Genomic DNA, 15,651 nt, shown 5'->3' on the forward strand with positions numbered 1-15,651 from the left:
GGAGGATACCATGCTTACTAAGCTGACATTACGGATGGACGACAATTTGATTGAATCAGCCAAAGAGTACTCCGCGCAAACTGGAAAATCTGTGTCGCGGATCGTTGCTGATCTATTTGAAATAATAAAAAATGAGAAGTTGAATAAGGAAGAAACGCTCACTCCAACTATAAGATCATTGAAAGGAATACTTAAAGGGAAGCAAGTAGACGAAAAAGATTACAAGAAATATCTAGACGAAAAATATTTATGAAAACCTTCTTTGATACCAATGTCATTTTAGATGTTCTTTTGGACAGAGAGCCTTTTTCAAACGAGGCATCTTTTTTATTGTCAAAAGTTGAACAGTCTGAAATTATAGGTTTTATTTGTGCAACAACAGTAACAACTATCTATTATATCGCCAGCAAAGCTCTTGGACCTCAGGAGGCTTCCCGTCATATTCAATCCCTCCTCTCGCTTTTCGTCATTGCCCCTGTAAATCGTTTAGTGCTTGAAAATGCAATTGCGTCAAAATTCAAAGACTTTGAAGATGCAGTTCTGTATGCGGCTGCATGTCATGCCGGGGCAAAATATATTGTAACAAGAAATATTGCCGATTTTAAAAATTCAAAACTACCAATTTTCGAGCCAAAAGAATTTATCAATGCTCTAGAATCATTAAAAAATAACACATAACAAGCCGATAAACCTGATTGGAAATAGCCGCGTTCTTAAAGTGGGCAGCCCCTCGGCCGGCAGGTTATTTCACCGTTATGTTGGGAAATTGATGCGAAAGGGAATATCAATAATGATATCGAAGTTGGGCAATTATGAGGGAATCATTTTCAACCTTATAAACGATGCGGTGCTCATCCGTGATTCTACGAGACCGATATCCGGAGAGGCTATGTTTCAGAGGTTCAGGTTTCCCTATCCCCTCGTATGGCATTCGTTCAATGGCTCGAACTAATGTTTTGATCCGTTGCAAAATTTTTTTATCGGTATTTTGCCAGTAAAGATATTCGTCCCAGGCATGTTCTGAAAATATGAGCTTCAATCTGCAAACTCCCTTTCAGTCCCCTTGCCTGCTTCAAGTTGCGCAATTGACTCAAGCAATCGGCGAGCATTTTTGGGACTTCGCAGGAGGTAGGCAGTTTCTTCGAGGGCTTCATAGTCATCAAGAGACATCATTATGACGGGTCTAGCTGCTTTTCGAGTGATAATGACCGGGGCGTGATCATCGCAAACTTTTTCCATCGTTTGTGCGAGGTTGCTTCGAGCCGAGCTGTATGTAATTGTATTCATGTTATTCCTCATGGTTGATATGTACTGTTAATTGTACAATAGGTCAAAATACAGAACAAGTCAATAAACCTGAACGGAATACAGCGCGTCCTGAAAGTGGGCAGCGCTTTGGCCGGCCGGTTATCTCACCGTAGGCAGTCTCACACAAATTCCCACCGTAAGTATTGACAATAGTATAAACCGATTGCATATTATAAATATTCAACATTGCATGAGGTGAATTATGGGTGGAGTAAAAACAGCAATTTCGTTAGATGAAGAATTATTCAACAAAGTCAATAAACTAGCAAGAGATATGCACGTTTCGCGTAGTCGACTGTTTACCATTGCAGTCAAAGATTATTTGAAAAAGCAAGAAAACCAATCGTTACTTGCCCAATTAAATGAAGCATATAGTGACTACCCAGATGATGAGGAGAAAAAAATTTCTCAATCCATGAGAGCTGAACACAGCAAAATCATTAAGCAAGAGTCATGGTAATCGAACAAGGTGAAATATATTGGGTCGACCTTGGCCAACCAACGGGGTCTGAGCCAGGCTATCGCCATCCACACGTCGTTATCCAAAATAATTTATTTAACGCGAGCAGAATAAACACAGTAGTGGTTTGCGCACTTACTTCAAACCTTAAAAGATCTCAAGCACCTGGCAATGTTTTGCTCAATAAAGGTGAAGCCAACCTCTCCAAGCAAAGCGTTGTGAATATTTCTCAAATTTACACTGTCAACAAAGCAGATTTGGCTGAAAAAATTGGAAAAATTTCAGAAAAAAGATTTGATGAAATTCTTTATGGCATAAAACTCCTCACTGAGCCACGAGAGGCATAACTATTAGAATTCATATTTAAAAAACTTCTACCGTAGGTTCAGGACGAGCGCCGGGAAGCACGCGCTCCGAACCAAAGTCATGTGCGGGGGCGGCTTACCCCTGCGCTGGTGCAAAGGTCTTGCACCACAATTCACCAGGACGGCTTTCTGCTTACGACCTCTTTTGGACAGCAGTGAAAGGAATTTCAATTATTCCGCACCGCTGGTATACTCTTCCGTGCCTCTGATAACATTGTAATGTTAATACAGATATTTGGTATAAGGCAGGGGTTGCGGACATCCTTGGTGTCCGGACTCGGTAATGATGCGTTTTGCCTGGTATAACAGTTCAATATAACAAGAATAATTATATACAAGCATGTTATCGGTCAATCACCTTGATGTCCGTTTCGGCGACAAGTACCTGTTCAAGGATATTTCGGTTCAGGTCCATGCCGGCAACCGTATCGGTCTGATCGGAGTCAACGGCGCCGGCAAGTCGACGCTGCTGAAGATCATGGCCGGGATCACCGCCACCGACGACGGCGTCGTCAACCGGTCGCGCCATTTTACCGTCGGCTACCTGCCGCAGGAATCGAGCGCCCTGTTGTCGCAGAAGACCCTCTACGAGGAGGCGGAGAGCGCCTTCGCCCCGTTGCTCGCCCTGCAGCGGGAGGCCGACCAGCTGCACGAGGAACTCAAGACCTGCGATCCGGCCGGCGACGAGTTCCGCGAGATGCTGGAGCGGCAGGGGGAGATCCAGCACCGCCTCGACGGCAGCGACATCTATACGGTCCGGGCGCGGATCGAGAAGGTCCTGCTCGGTCTCGGCTTTTCCCAGCATGACCTGGCGGCCCCGGCCTCATCCTTTTCCGGCGGCTGGCTGATGCGGCTGATGCTGGCCAAGATGCTGCTCGAGGCCCCGTCGCTGCTGCTGCTCGACGAGCCGACCAATCACCTCGACCTCCAGTCGCTGACCTGGGTCGAGGAGTTTCTGCGCCACCACCGCGGGGCGATGGCGATCATCTCCCATGACCGGACCTTCCTCGACCGCACCACCGAGATCACCTGGGAGATCAGTCTCGGCCGGTTGACCGCCTACAAGGGCAATTACTCGTATTTTGTCCGGGAGAAGGAGGAGCGGCGGACGGTGGAGAAGGCGGCCTATGACAACCAGCAGGCCAAGATCCGCCAGACGATGCGGTTCGTCGAGCGGTTCCGGGCCAAGTCGACCAAGGCCAAGCAGGTCCAGAGCCGGGTCAAGCAGATGGAGAAGCTGGACTTGATCGAGCTGGAGGACGACGAACAGCAGATCCGCTTCACCTTCCCGCCGGCCCCGCCCGCCGGCCGCGATGTGCTCCAGGTCGAGGGGCTGGCCAAAGGGTTCGGCGACCGGCAGGTCTTCGGCGATGTCGAGCTGCAGCTGCAGCGGGGCGACAAGGCGGCGGTGGTCGGGGTCAACGGCGCCGGCAAGTCGACCTTCCTCAAGATCCTCGCCGGGCTGATCGAGCCGGATCGGGGCGAGGTCCGGCTCGGCGCCAATGTCCGCCGCTCCTACTTCGGCCAGCACCAGGCCCAGGAACTGTCGCCGCAGTTGTCGGCGCTCGAGACCATGGCCCTGGTCGGCGAGGACCTGACGATCACCCGGATGCGCTCGCTGCTCGGGGCCTTCCTGTTCCGCGGCGACGAGGTGGACAAGAAGGTGGCGGTGCTTTCGGGCGGCGAGAAGAGCCGGCTGGCGCTGGCGCGGATGATCGCCACCCCGGCCAACCTGATGCTGCTCGACGAGCCGACCAACCACCTCGACATGAGTTCGCAGGAGGTGCTGCAGGAGGCGATGGCCCAGTACGACGGCACCATCGTCGTCGTCTCCCACAACCGCTATTTCGTCGACAGCTTCGTCAACCGGGTGATCGAGGTCAGAGATGGCCGGATCACCTTGTATGAGGGCAATGTCTCCGACTATCTGATCAAGCAGGCCGAGCTGGGCGTGGAACAGGAGGCGGCGACGGCGGCGGCCGCCAGGGGCGAGGCGGCCGGCGACGGCGATACCTCCCGGGATAACCGGCGTGAGCGTAAGAAACAGGAGGCCCAGCTGCGCCAGGAACGCAGCCGTCGGGCCGGTCCCTGGCTGCAGAAGGTCGGGGAGGCGGAACAGCAGGTGGAAAAACTCGAGGCGGAAAAGGACGAGTTGGAGGCCCAGATGGCCGACCCCGACCTGTACCGCGACGAGAAGGCCTGGGCGGCGACCAGCCGGGCCTACGAGGAGTGCAAACGGCGATTGGAGAGATGGTATGAGCGATGGGAGACGGCCCAGGGCAAGGTTGAAGAGATCGACCGGGACCTGGCCGGCTGAATGGTTCATCTGCCTCGATCGGGCAGAGATCGGGGCGCCCGATGAAAATGAATCCCGTTGTCGAAAGGTCGCAATCACTGTATGGTAACCGACATTGATGGTTGCCCGGAATCTTTTGTAAAATGATCTGCTACAGATTCCGTCATTTCGACCGGAGGGACAAATCTCATCGTCCTGAAAACCGAGATTTCTCTCTATCGCTCGAAATGACGATATAAATTGTATCGGTCCTCCGAGATACGAGTGGGACGAACGGTGTTATTTTGTTCATTTTGCTAAAGGCTCCATGTTCAGGAATTGCAGGGGCAACAGCGACGGAACAGGGAGGTGGCGTCGTTGGCAGGAAAGGGCTTTTCCAGCCATGACCGATTGATACTCTATTGAAGGGGGATTGCGATGCGAAGGTGGAAGTGCAAGGTCTGCGGCTATATTCATGAAGGGGCGGAACCCCCGGAGAAATGTCCGATCTGCATGGCCGACAGGATTCAATTTGCCGAGATCGATGCGAATGGCAATGAAATGAACGCCGCTCCGGCCGAGGAGGCCACGACGGCGCCTGTCAGCCAGGAGACGGCTGCGGTTCCCGGACCGCAACCATCACGATTCGGCGGGATACTGGTCAAGCTGGTGCTCCGACTTCATCTGCACCCTATATCGGTTCATTTTCCGAACGGCCTGCTGCCGGCATCGGTGGTTTTTCTCGTCATCGGTGCGTTTCTCGGCCTCGAAAGCTTCAGGGAGGCAGCCTTTTTCAACATGGTCTTCGTCCTGGCGACGATGCCGTTCGTCATCGTCACCGGCTATCTCGAGTGGCAGCGGCGCTACCAGGGGGCAAAGACCTTTCTCTTCCTGCTCAAGATATCCTGCAGCATCATTGTTCTCGTCTGCCTTCTCATCCTGGTGATCTGGCGGTTCATCGATCCGATGGTGACCGATCCGGCTTCGACCAATCGGCTGGTCTATCTCGGCATCAGCCTGGTCATGCTTGCCGGTGCCGCGATTACCGGGCACATCGGCGGCAAGCTGGTCTTTGCCGGCCGGGGGAGATGAACGGAAACGGATGAGGTCTGAAAAACGCCTCGGGAATTTTACATAGGGTTGAATCTGGGAGATTGATCGGCGGCGAGGGGACATTCTCCGAATTTACGGAATATCCATTAGCCATGCGCATTGACACGAAAAAATGGGTCGTCCTTGTCACGGTTTTCACCCTCACGATGGTGGCCGGTGATCATTTCATCCGCTTCAACCTGATCCTGCCCGGTTTCGCCGAGCTCGAACTCAGGCAACTCGCTATGAATCTGGCCCGTAGCAAAGGCGCCATCGAGCGGGAGGTCCTCCATGTCCAGACCCTGACCACCGACTGGGCCCAGTGGGATGACATGTACACCTTCGCCGAAGATGGCAACCAGAAGTTCATTGAATCGAATTTCGCCTGGGATACCCTTGTCACGACCGGCATTCACCTGATCTACGTCCTCAATGTCAAAGGGGAAATTGTCTACGGCAAGGCGATCGACCCGGCAACCGTCGAACCGGTCAGACTGGAGCAGTTTCCCGACAAGGTCTTTCCTCCCGGTCATCCCCTGTTACATTCTTCCAATGACAAGGCGATCAACTTTTCCGGCATTCTCCTCACCCATTACGGTCCGCTGCTCATCACCTCACACAAGATCCTGACCAGCGACGCAAAAGGCCCGAGTCATGGGACCATGTTCCTCGGCCGTTTCCTGGAGAAGGAGACAGTCATCGATCTCAATCGGCAGACTCAGGTCGACTTCACGGTCAAGGATCCTCTGACATCGGTCTTTACGGAAAAGGAACGGAGACTGGTCGCCGATCTGCAGGACAAAGAGCTGATCAGCGAACCGGTCGATGAAAATTTCATCAACGCCATCGGCCTGCTCAAGGATCTGCGGGGGCGGCCGGGCCTGCTCGTCACCGCCTCCAACCCCCGCACGATCATGGAGCAGGGGAAAAAAACGGCACATGTTTCGTCGTTTGTCGTTCTCATCAGTCTCAGTCTGGCGATATCCTTTATTGTCATCCTTGCCTTCATGTCGATCCACAAGTCACGCCGGCGACAGGTTGAGATCGAGGAATTGGTCGATCAGCGGACCGATCAGCTGCGCCTGTCGGAAAAGCGGTTGAATGCCTTGTCAGATGCGGCCTTCGAGGCAATTTTTCTGACCGAGAAGGGCTGCTGCCTGGAGCAGAACCGGGCGGCCGAGGCGATGTTCGGTTACAGCCGGGAGGAGGCGATCGGCCAGCATGCGAATATGTGGGTCGCGCCGGAGGACCGGGAGTATGTCATTCGCAAGGTTCTCGAGAAGGAGGAACGGCCGTTCGAGGCCACCGGGCTGAAGAAGGATGGCAGCACGTTCCCGGTCGAGATCCAGATCCGCGGGGCCGAGTTTCTGGGACGCCGGATCAGGGTCAACGCTATCCGCGATCTCACCGAAAAGAAGCGGGCGGAGCAGGAAAAGGAGGCGATGGAGGACAAGCTGCGCCGGTCGCAGAAGATGGAATCCCTCGGTCTGATGGCCGGCGGTGTCGCCCACGACCTGAACAACATCCTCTGCGGCATTGTCAATTATCCGGAACTGATCCTGATGAGCCTGTCGCCGGACAGCCCCCTGGGCACGCCGCTCAAGGCCATCCGCGAATCGGGCAAGAGCGCTGCGGCGGTGGTCGACGATCTGCTGTCGCTGGCCCGCGGCGTTTCCACCAGTCGCGAGAACAACAACCTCAACGCCATTATCGGTGAATATACTGCGTCCTCGGAATTCAATGCCCTCAAGGCATTGCACAGCCATGTGACCTTCAGGGCCGTGCTGGCGCCGGATCTCCTCAACATCAGCTGTTCGACGATCCACATCAAGAAATGCGTGATGAACCTGGTGACCAACGCCGCCGAGGCGATCCGCGACAAAGGGGAGATCCGGGTGTCGACCCGCAACCAGTACTGCGACGGAGATCTGCCGGGTCATCCGGGGATGGAGCGGGGCGAGTATGCAGTACTGACGGTGGCCGACACCGGCATCGGGATTCCGGAAGGGAGCCTGGAACGGATATTCGAGCCCTTCTATTCGCGCAAGGTCGTCGGCCGGAGCGGTACCGGACTGGGGCTGGCGATGGCCTGGAGCACGGTCCAGGACCATCATGGGGTCATCACCGTTGAAAGCGGCGAAGGCGGAACGACATTCGAGCTCTATTTCCCGGCCAACAGGGATGAGATCGATGCCGTCTCCGAAAACGTCGACCTCGATCGCTACCGGGGCAATGGGGAGACGGTGCTGGTGGTGGATGACGACGAGCGGCAGCGGATGATCGCCCTCCATATCCTCAAGAACCTCGGCTATCGCGGCGAATCAGTCCCCAGCGGCGAGGAGGCGGTGCGGTACCTGGCCGAGCGCAGGGTCGACCTGGTCATCCTCGATATGGTCATGGATCCCGGGATCAATGGCTGCGAAACCTACCGCCGCATCATCGAGACCCATCCGCGACAGAAGGCGATCATTACCAGCGGCTTCTCCGAGAGTGCCGATGTCCAGCAGGCGCTGGCTCTCGGAGTGCACCGATTTGTCAAGAAGCCATATTTCGTCGGCAGGATCGCCACCGTCATCCATGACGTCCTGCAGGCCGACAGCGGCCGGGACGGCCGCAGCCAGAGCTGACCCCCGGGTGCCTGGTCAGGTCATCGGCGGCAGGAACGGGACGATATCCTTCTCGTAGCGGGTCTTGACCTTGAAGCCACCATCGGTCAGGGTCCTGATCGCGCTGTCGCCGTCGGCTGCCGCCACCCGTATGACCAGCTGGGTGACGCCGGGATGATCCTTTTCCGGCCAGCAGAACAGGCTCTGGATGTTGATCGCAGCCTTGCGCAGCAGTTCCATGACCTCGGCCAGCGCCCCGATGCTGTCGCGGACGAAGATGCCGAGACGAACGCTGTCGTCGCTGATGCCGATGGCCTCGAGCAGGACCTCCATGACATCGGTGCTGGTGATGATGCCGACCAGCTCTTCCCCCTCCATGACCGGCAGCGAGCTGATGTCCCGGGTCTGCATGATGTAGGCGGCGCGCTCGATGGTGGTGTCCGGTGACACGGTGACGACCGTTTTGGTCATGATCATCTTCACCTCGACCTTCTGCAGCAGATAGTTGAGTTCGTGGACGCTGAGCGAGGTGGCGGGCGAGGCCCAGTTCTGTTTGAGATCGCGGTCGGAGACGATCCCCACCAGCTTCTTGTGCCGGTCGACCACCAGCAGGTGGTCGATCTTCTTTTCCTCGATCAGATCCCGCGCATCCGACAGCGAGGTCTCCGGGGCGACTGTGATCAGGTCGGTGTGCATGATTCTGCCGATATACATGACATATCTCCCTATGCAGAAGGTTGTTGACTGGTGGCGACTGTTTTCCGGTACTGCCGTCAGTATATCATAATGACGGTGATTGCAGCCAGTTATATTATAAATGCAGCGATGCCGATCCCGGTTCGGCCGGGCATGGCGGCGGGCCGTGAGAGGGACAAAAAAAGGCTTGCCGGGGAGAAGACTTTCAGGGTAACTTGCTCTGTTATTTCACTGCGGGTGCGCTGCTGTCGGGGCCGCTGGGCCTGTTGTTCGGCGTATCGAGAAAAACAACCATCAGGAGAAACCGTGACGAACGCAAAGGACGAAATGCTGTGGATGTCCGGCAATGAGGCCATCGCCCTCGGCGCCTGGGAGGCGGGAGTGAAGGTAGCCTCCGGTTATCCGGGCACCCCCTCGACCGAAATCCTCGAAAACCTGTGTCGGTATGAGGGGGTCTACAGCGAATGGGCGCCCAACGAGAAGGTCGGTCTGGAGGTGGCAATCGGTGCCTCCTTCGCCGGGGCCCGGGCCCTGGCGACGATGAAGCACGTCGGGGTCAACGTCGCCGCCGATCCGCTGTTCACCGCTTCCTATACCGGGGTCGGGGGCGGCCTGGTGCTGGTGACCGCCGATGATCCGGAAATGCATTCGTCGCAGAACGAGCAGGATAACCGCAACTACGCCTTCGCCGCCAAGCTGCCGATGTTCGAGCCCTCCGACCCGATGGAGGCCAAGGAGATGCTGAAGGCGGCCTACGTCCTGAGCGAGGACTTCGATACCCCGGTCATGCTGCGGATCACCACCCGGGTGGCGCATGTCAAGGGGGTGGTGGCACCTGGCAAAAAAATGGTGCCGCAGGTGGAGGTCGGGATCACCAAGGTGCCGGCCAAGCTGGTGATGCTGCCCGGCCTCGCCAAGAAACGCCGCGAGGTAGTCGACCAGCGGATGCACCGGCTGCGGGAACTGGTGGAGATCTCGCCGTTCAACAGTATCGAGATGGGGGACCGGAAGCGCGGCTTCATCACCTCCGGGGTATCCTATCTCTACGTCAAGGAGGCCTTCCCCGACGCCTCCGTTCTCAAGCTCGGGATCTGCTGGCCGCTGCCGTCCGAGAAAATTCGTGAATTCGCGGCGTTGGTCAATGAACTGTATATCGTCGAGGAACTCGATCCCTTCCTCGAGACCCATGTCAAGGCGATGGGCATCAGCTGCCACGGCAAGGACCTGATCCCGGCCATCGGTGAACTGAACACCGCGATCATCCGGGGCGCCATCGATCCGACCTCCCGCCGGCAGGGTTTCGCCCCGGTGGAACTGCCGCCCCGGCCGCCGAACATGTGCGCCGGCTGCCCGCACCGCGGCATCTTCTACAACCTGTCGCGGATGAAGGTCTTCGTCTCCGGCGATATCGGCTGCTACACCCTGGGGTTCCTGCCGCCGCTGTCGAGCATGGACGCCTGCGTCTGCATGGGCGCCTCGGTGCCGATCGCCCACGGCATGGCCAAGGCCCTGGGTGAAGGCGCCCACGACAAGGTGGTGTCGATCATCGGCGACTCGACCTTCGTCCATTCCGGCATCACCGGCCTGATCAACACCGTCTACAACCAATCCGCCTCGACGCTGATCATCCTCGACAACCGGATCACGGCGATGACCGGCCAGCAGCCCAACCCCGCCTCAGGGGCGACGATTACGGGCGAGCCGGCCCATGCCCTCGATATCGAAGGGCTGTGCCGGGCGATCGGCGTCAAGCACGTCTTCGTCGTCAACCCCCATGACGTGCCCGAGACCCGGAAGGTGCTGAAGGAGGCGGTCGATTTGAGCGAGCCGTCGGTGGTCATCTCGCGGGCGCCCTGTGTCCTGCTGCCGGAGATGAAGGCGCGCCGGCCGGTGTCCTATTTCACCAACCAGGAGAACTGCGTCGGCTGCATGGCCTGCATCCGCCTCGGCTGTCCGGCGATCAGCTGGAATTCCTTTGCCGAAGGCGAGGCTGAGAAGCGTGGCTACAAGAAGGGCCAGAAAGGGGTGTCGAAGATCGATGAGATCATCTGTAACGACTGCGGCCAGTGTGCGTCGCTGTGCAAATTCAATGCAATTACCAGGAAGGAGGAGTAGATGATGGAGTCGATGGGAAACATCCTCTTTTCCGGGGTTGGCGGCCAGGGCATCCTGCTCGCCAGTGAGATCACCGCCTATAGTCTGCTGGCGGCCGGCTACGACGCCAAGAAGAGCGAGGTGCACGGCATGGCCCAGCGCGGCGGATCGGTCACCGCCCAGCTGCGCTACGGCAAAAAAGTCTGGTCGCCGCTGATCGAACCGGGTTGCGCCGACATCCAGGTGGCCTTCGAGATGATGGAGGCGGTGCGCTATGTCGGCGCGCTGCACCAGGGCAGCACGGTGATCGTCAATACCCAGCGGATCCTGCCGCCGGCGGTGGCCACCGGCCAGACCGCCTATCCGGAGAATATCCTCGATCATCTCACCGCCCTGGGCATCAAGGTGGTGCCGGTCGACGCCTTCGAGCTGGCGCGGCAGGTCGGGGAGGTGCGCACCGCCAATGTGGTAATGGTCGGGGTCCTCTCGGTTTTCCTGCCGGTGAAGGCGGCAATCTTTGCCGAGGTGATCGGGAGCCGGGTGCCGGAGCGGTTCCGGGAAGTGAATCTGAAGGCGTTTGAGGCCGGGCGTAAGGCCGGCGCATAGGAGAAGAGCAATGACGACAACGTATTGGGAAGAGGAGATGGAAACGCTGCCCCGGGCCGGTCTGGAATCGATCCAGCTCAGGCGGCTGCGGCGGCTGGTGGCGCGGGTCTACGACAAGGTCGAGCCCTATCGGCGGAAGATGGATGCGGCGGGGGTCAAACCCGACGACATCAGGACCCTGGCCGATCTGCAGAAGCTGCCCTTCACCTACAAGGATGATCTGCGCGACAACTATCCCTTCGGCCTGTTCACCGTGCCGCTCGATGAAGTCGTCCGGGTGCACGCCTCCTCCGGCACCACCGGCAAGTCGACGGTCGTCGGTTACACCAGGAAGGATATCGACACCTGGGCCAATCTGATGGCCCGGGCCATGACCTGCGCCGGCGCCGGTCGGGGGGATATCGTCCACAATGCCTACGGCTACGGTCTGTTCACCGGCGGCCTCGGCGCCCATTACGGCGCCGAACGGCTCGGTGCCGCGGTCATCCCGGTGTCCGGCGGCAATACCAAGCGCCAGGTCACGATCATGCAGGACTTCGGTCCGACGGTGCTGATGTCGACGCCCTCCTATGCCCTCAACCTCGCCGACACTATGGACGCCATGGGGGTCGATCCGGCCACCCTGTCGCTTAGGATCGGGATCTTCGGCGCCGAGCCCTGGAGCGAGAACATGCGCGAAGAGGTGGAGAAGAAGCTCAACATCAGGGCGGTCGACATCTATGGCCTGTCCGAGGTCATCGGCCCGGGGGTGGCGATGGAATGCCTCCAGACCAGCGGCGGCCTGCACATCTTCGAGGACCACTTCCTGCCCGAGGTCATCGATCCCGATACCGGCCGCGTCCTGCCGCCCGGCGAACTGGGAGAACTGGTCTTCACCACCCTGACCAAGGAGGCCATCCCGCTGATCCGCTACCGGACCAAGGATATCTCCCGGCTGTTCTACGAGACCTGTGCCTGCGGCCGGACCCTGGTGCGGATGGAGAAGGTCTCCGGCCGTACCGACGACATGCTGATCATCCGCGGCGTCAACGTCTTCCCGTCCCAGGTCGAGCATGTCCTGGTCGGCATCGAGGGGGTCGAACCCCATTACCAGATCGTCGTCGAACGGCAGGGCAACCTCGACACCATGCAGGTGCGGGTCGAGGTCAGCGAGAAGACCTTCTCCGACGAGATCCGGATCCTGGAAAATCTCGCCAAGAAGATCCAGGTCGAGATCAAGGATATGCTCGGGGTGACCTGTACGGTCAAACTGGTCGAACCGAGGACGATCCAGCGCAGCGAGGGCAAGGCCCAGCGCGTCATCGACAAACGCAAGATATAATCGCAGGAGGCCACAATGCGTGTTGAACAGATTGCAGTGTTCCTGGAGAATAAATCCGGGCGGTTGGCGGAGATCACCGCGGTTCTCGCCGACAACAACATCAACATCAGGGCCCTGTCGGTGGCCGATACCGCCGATTTCGGCATCCTCCGGCTCATCGTCGACAAGGTCGAACTGGCCAAGAAGGTGCTCAAGGAAAACGGGTTCACCGTCGGCAAGACCAATGTCCTGGCGGTCGAGGTGCCGGACCGGACCGGCGGTCTGGCGACCGTCCTGAAGAGCATCGAGAAGGCCGGTCTCAATGTCGAGTACATGTATGCCTTCGTCAACAAGACAGGCGAGAACGCGGTCCTGATCTTCCGCTTCGAGGACATGGACAAGGCCATCAGCTCGCTGCAGGCCGCCGGTTTCACGATGCTGACCGGTGAGCAGATCTGCGCGTTATAGTCCTTTGCAACAGCAGGTGATCATGGTAGGTACACAATTTGATTGCAGGTGATCAACAGCAGGAGCGGGAGGGCAGGGCGGTTGAGGGATCCTTTATCCCTACAACGGCACTTATGAACATGCGTTCCGCATGCTGTGGGTCGCTTCGGAGTACGAATACTGCATGTTGTGTCTATATTGACATGTTGCGTTGTAGGGTTATTGGCTCCGGCTTTGCTGGTTGCCTATTCGAACCATGCGGGGCGATTTCATAAACAGGAGGAGATTTATGAAGGGAATCATGCGCAGGACTGTAAGTGCGGCGGCCGCGGCCTGTCTGTTGCTGGCCTCGTCGTCCTGGGCCGAGACGATCAAGGTGGGGGCGGTCCTGGCCGTCACCGGACCGGCCTCGTTTCTCGGGGGGCCCGAAGCCAACACCCTCGAGATGCTGGTCGAGGAAGTCAATGCCAAGGGCGGTATCAACGGCCGCAAGGTCGAGCTGTTCCTGAAGGACACCGCCGGCAGCCCGGAGAAGGCGATCTCGATGGCCAAGCAGCTGCTCGAGGAACAGCAGGTCGTGGCGGTGCTCGGCCCGTCCACCTCCGGCGAGACGATGAGCCTGAAGAAGATCTTCGAGGACGCCAGGACCCCGCTGATCAGCTGTGCCGCCGCCGAGGCGATCGTCGACCCGGTGGCCTCCTATGTCTTCAAGACCCCGCAGAACGATTCCTACGCCGCCCGCAAGATCTTCATGGAGATGAACAAACTGGGGATCTCCAAAATCGCGGTCCTGGTCGACAATTCCGGCTTCGGCAAGGCCGGCCGGGAACAGATCCTCAAGATCGCCCCCGAGTACAAGATCGAGGTGGTCGAGGCCGAGGTGTATGACGCCAAGGCCACCGACCTCTCCGCTGCCGTGGCCAAGATCAAGGCCAACCCCGCAATCCAGGGCGTCATCAACTGGTCGGTGGTTCCGGCCCAGTCGATCGTCGTCAAGAATATCCGCCAGGCCGGGTGGAAGGTCCCGATCTTCCAGAGCCATGGGTTCGGCAATATCAAGTATGTCGATGCCGCCGGGGCCGCCGCCGAGGGCGTCATCTTCCCGGCCGGCCGGCTGCTGATGGCCGACCAGCTGCCCGACGGTCATCCCCAGAAGGCCCTGCTGGTCAAATACGTCAAGGACTACGAGTCGAAATACAAGGAAACCGCCTCCACCTTCGGCGGCCATGGCTACGACGCCTTCATGATCTTCGAGAAGGCGGTGACCGTCGCCGGCCCCGACAAGGACAAGATCCGGGCGGCGATCGAGGGTCTGAAGAACCTGCCGGGGACCGGCGGCGTCTACAATTTTTCGGCCACCGATCATAACGGGCTGACCCTCGATGCCTTCGAGATGATGACCGTCAAGGATGGCAAATTCGTCCCCTATATCGGCAGATAGCCGGTAATTCCAGGCCGGGACGGTGATCGTTCCGGCCTTTTTTTGTCGATTCGTTCCGGGACGTTGTATCCTATGACAGTGGAACTCTTCATCCAGTACCTGGTTGCCGGCATCACCTACGGCAGCATCTACGCGATTGTCGCCATCGGCTTCAACATCATCTACAACACCACCGGCATCATCAATTTCGCCCAGGGAGAATTCGTCATGCTCGGCGGTATGCTGGCGATCACCTTTCTCCACTTTCTGCCGCTGCCGCTGGCGATCGCCGTCGCCGTTCTCTGCACCATGGCCATCGGCGCCGCCATCGAGATCCTGTTCATCCGCTGGCTGCACAATCCGGGCGTGCTGCGGTTGGTCATCATCACCGTCGGCATTTCGATCCTGATCCGGGAGGCGGCCCTCCATATCTGGGGCGACAATGTCCATTCCCTGCCCTATTTCGTCGGCAACGAGGTCAGCACCATCGCCGTCCTCGGTGCCCGGGTGTCGCCCCAGGTCCTGTGGGTGATCGGCGCCTGCGGTCTGATGGTCCTGTTTCTCAACGTCTTTTTCCAGATGACGTCGGTTGGGCGGGAGATGCGGGCCTGCGCCGCCAACCGCACCGCCGCCGTCCTCTGCGGCATCGATACCCGCAACATGGTGACCCTGTCGTTCGTCCTCAGCGCCGGCATCGGCGCCGTGGCCGGGGCGGTGATGTCACCGATCACCTATACCCAGTACGATATCGGCACCGGTCTGGCGATCAAGGGCTTCACCGTCGCCATCCTCGGCGGGCTCGGCAACTCGCTGGGCGCCGTCGCCGCCGGGTTGCTCCTCGGGGTGATCGAGGCCTTCTCGGTGTCCGTGGTGCCGCTCGCCTTCCAGGACGCCATCTCCATCGCCCTCCTGCTCGTGATTCTCTTCGTCCGACCGCACGGCCTGTTCGGGTCGAGCGCCGCCGGGTTGAAGGAGTTCTGAC

Annotated in this window: 16 protein-coding genes; 13 read left to right on the forward strand and 3 right to left on the reverse strand. The window is 58.3% G+C overall.

The window, feature by feature from the left end; all coding sequences use genetic code 11:
* Positions 1-10 precede the first annotated feature (10 nt).
* Complete coding sequence (locus ACWGKN_RS00740; RefSeq protein WP_035229611.1) at positions 11-253, forward strand: DUF6364 family protein; 243 nt, start codon at positions 11-13, stop codon at positions 251-253.
* Positions 250-678 carry a type II toxin-antitoxin system VapC family toxin gene (locus ACWGKN_RS00745; RefSeq protein WP_424255780.1) on the forward strand — a complete coding sequence of 143 codons (429 nt, stop codon included), beginning with the start codon at positions 250-252 and terminating at the stop codon, positions 676-678. Before ACWGKN_RS00740 ends, ACWGKN_RS00745 begins: the two co-directional genes overlap by 4 nt.
* 106 nt (positions 679-784) lie before the next feature.
* Here the strand turns inward: ACWGKN_RS00745 and ACWGKN_RS00750 are convergent, their stop codons facing one another.
* Together ACWGKN_RS00750 and ACWGKN_RS00755 are read right to left on the reverse strand one after the other, a co-directional pair.
* Entirely contained in the window at positions 785-1,039 is a 255-nt protein-coding gene (locus ACWGKN_RS00750; RefSeq protein ID WP_452094491.1) for a Txe/YoeB family addiction module toxin, read from the reverse strand.
* Positions 1,036-1,287: a type II toxin-antitoxin system Phd/YefM family antitoxin gene (locus ACWGKN_RS00755; protein WP_035229613.1), complete on the reverse strand. Its 252-nt coding sequence runs from the start codon at positions 1,285-1,287 to the stop codon at positions 1,036-1,038. The genes ACWGKN_RS00750 and ACWGKN_RS00755 overlap by 4 nt, the downstream gene beginning before the upstream one ends.
* Positions 1,288-1,510: 223 nt before the next feature.
* Here ACWGKN_RS00755 and ACWGKN_RS00760 point away from each other — a divergent pair, with 223 nt between their 5' ends.
* The 5 genes from ACWGKN_RS00760 (at position 1,511) to ACWGKN_RS00780 (ending at position 8,127) form a co-directional block, all read left to right on the forward strand.
* Positions 1,511-1,768: a ribbon-helix-helix protein, CopG family gene (locus tag ACWGKN_RS00760; RefSeq protein ID WP_424255774.1), complete on the forward strand. Its 258-nt coding sequence runs from the start codon at positions 1,511-1,513 to the stop codon at positions 1,766-1,768.
* Positions 1,762-2,115 carry a type II toxin-antitoxin system PemK/MazF family toxin gene (locus tag ACWGKN_RS00765; protein WP_424255772.1) on the forward strand — a complete coding sequence of 118 codons (354 nt, stop codon included), beginning with the start codon at positions 1,762-1,764 and terminating at the stop codon, positions 2,113-2,115. The genes ACWGKN_RS00760 and ACWGKN_RS00765 overlap by 7 nt, the downstream gene beginning before the upstream one ends.
* A gap of 358 nt (positions 2,116-2,473) precedes the next feature.
* Positions 2,474-4,450, forward strand: coding sequence for an ABC-F family ATP-binding cassette domain-containing protein (locus tag ACWGKN_RS00770; RefSeq protein WP_452094492.1), 1,977 nt, complete (start codon positions 2,474-2,476; stop codon positions 4,448-4,450).
* Positions 4,451-4,846: 396 nt separating this feature from the next.
* Positions 4,847-5,500 (forward strand): DUF2231 domain-containing protein, encoded by a 654-nt coding sequence (locus ACWGKN_RS00775; protein ID WP_035229621.1) that lies wholly within the window; start codon positions 4,847-4,849, stop codon positions 5,498-5,500.
* A 113-nt stretch (positions 5,501-5,613) separates the two neighbouring features.
* Complete coding sequence (locus ACWGKN_RS00780; protein ID WP_452094493.1) at positions 5,614-8,127, forward strand: CHASE4 domain-containing protein; 2,514 nt, start codon at positions 5,614-5,616, stop codon at positions 8,125-8,127.
* Between the two features lie 15 nt (positions 8,128-8,142).
* On the opposite strand, the gene ACWGKN_RS00785 is transcribed toward ACWGKN_RS00780, so the two are convergent.
* A complete protein-coding gene (locus tag ACWGKN_RS00785; protein ID WP_424254181.1) occupies positions 8,143-8,820 on the reverse strand; it encodes a CBS and ACT domain-containing protein in 678 nt (225 codons plus the stop codon).
* A 309-nt stretch (positions 8,821-9,129) separates the two neighbouring features.
* Between ACWGKN_RS00785 and iorA the strand changes: the two genes are divergently transcribed.
* From iorA to ACWGKN_RS00815, 6 genes are all read left to right on the forward strand, one after another.
* On the forward strand, positions 9,130-10,917 hold the full coding sequence (iorA, locus tag ACWGKN_RS00790) for an indolepyruvate ferredoxin oxidoreductase subunit alpha (protein WP_035232477.1): 1,788 nt from the start codon (positions 9,130-9,132) through the stop codon (positions 10,915-10,917).
* The gene (locus ACWGKN_RS00795) at positions 10,918-11,502 is read left to right on the forward strand and encodes an indolepyruvate oxidoreductase subunit beta (protein ID WP_424254179.1); all 585 of its coding nucleotides are present in this window, start codon (positions 10,918-10,920) and stop codon (positions 11,500-11,502) included. It begins immediately after the preceding gene.
* 10 nt (positions 11,503-11,512) lie between these two features.
* Entirely contained in the window at positions 11,513-12,823 is a 1,311-nt protein-coding gene (locus ACWGKN_RS00800; protein ID WP_424254177.1) for a phenylacetate--CoA ligase family protein, read from the forward strand.
* Between the two features lie 15 nt (positions 12,824-12,838).
* Positions 12,839-13,270, forward strand: a complete 432-nt coding sequence (locus ACWGKN_RS00805; RefSeq protein ID WP_035233640.1) for an ACT domain-containing protein — start codon at positions 12,839-12,841, stop codon at positions 13,268-13,270.
* Positions 13,271-13,538: 268 nt separating this feature from the next.
* A complete protein-coding gene (locus tag ACWGKN_RS00810) occupies positions 13,539-14,690 on the forward strand; it encodes an ABC transporter substrate-binding protein (RefSeq protein ID WP_424254175.1) in 1,152 nt (383 codons plus the stop codon).
* Between the two features lie 72 nt (positions 14,691-14,762).
* Positions 14,763-15,650 (forward strand): branched-chain amino acid ABC transporter permease, encoded by an 888-nt coding sequence (locus ACWGKN_RS00815; protein WP_035233638.1) that lies wholly within the window; start codon positions 14,763-14,765, stop codon positions 15,648-15,650.
* Position 15,651: the final 1 nt, after the last annotated feature.

The organism is Desulfoprunum sp. (assembly GCF_053613775.1).

Excerpts from the sequence above, each read along its gene's own strand:
- ACWGKN_RS00740 (WP_035229611.1), top strand. The coding sequence starts at position 11 with ATGCTTACTAAGCTGACATTACGGATGGACGACAATTTGATTGAATCA.
- ACWGKN_RS00745 (WP_424255780.1), top strand. The coding sequence starts at position 250 with ATGAAAACCTTCTTTGATACCAATGTCATTTTAGATGTTCTTTTGGAC.
- ACWGKN_RS00755 (WP_035229613.1), bottom strand. The coding sequence starts at position 1,287 with ATGAATACAATTACATACAGCTCGGCTCGAAGCAACCTCGCACAAACG.
- ACWGKN_RS00760 (WP_424255774.1), top strand. The coding sequence starts at position 1,511 with ATGGGTGGAGTAAAAACAGCAATTTCGTTAGATGAAGAATTATTCAAC.
- ACWGKN_RS00765 (WP_424255772.1), top strand. The coding sequence starts at position 1,762 with ATGGTAATCGAACAAGGTGAAATATATTGGGTCGACCTTGGCCAACCA.
- ACWGKN_RS00770 (WP_452094492.1), top strand. The coding sequence starts at position 2,474 with ATGTTATCGGTCAATCACCTTGATGTCCGTTTCGGCGACAAGTACCTG.
- ACWGKN_RS00775 (WP_035229621.1), top strand. The coding sequence starts at position 4,847 with ATGCGAAGGTGGAAGTGCAAGGTCTGCGGCTATATTCATGAAGGGGCG.
- ACWGKN_RS00780 (WP_452094493.1), top strand. The coding sequence starts at position 5,614 with ATGCGCATTGACACGAAAAAATGGGTCGTCCTTGTCACGGTTTTCACC.
- ACWGKN_RS00785 (WP_424254181.1), bottom strand. The coding sequence starts at position 8,820 with ATGTATATCGGCAGAATCATGCACACCGACCTGATCACAGTCGCCCCG.
- iorA (WP_035232477.1), top strand. The coding sequence starts at position 9,130 with ATGCTGTGGATGTCCGGCAATGAGGCCATCGCCCTCGGCGCCTGGGAG.
- ACWGKN_RS00795 (WP_424254179.1), top strand. The coding sequence starts at position 10,918 with ATGATGGAGTCGATGGGAAACATCCTCTTTTCCGGGGTTGGCGGCCAG.
- ACWGKN_RS00800 (WP_424254177.1), top strand. The coding sequence starts at position 11,513 with ATGACGACAACGTATTGGGAAGAGGAGATGGAAACGCTGCCCCGGGCC.
- ACWGKN_RS00805 (WP_035233640.1), top strand. The coding sequence starts at position 12,839 with ATGCGTGTTGAACAGATTGCAGTGTTCCTGGAGAATAAATCCGGGCGG.
- ACWGKN_RS00810 (WP_424254175.1), top strand. The coding sequence starts at position 13,539 with ATGAAGGGAATCATGCGCAGGACTGTAAGTGCGGCGGCCGCGGCCTGT.
- ACWGKN_RS00815 (WP_035233638.1), top strand. The coding sequence starts at position 14,763 with ATGACAGTGGAACTCTTCATCCAGTACCTGGTTGCCGGCATCACCTAC.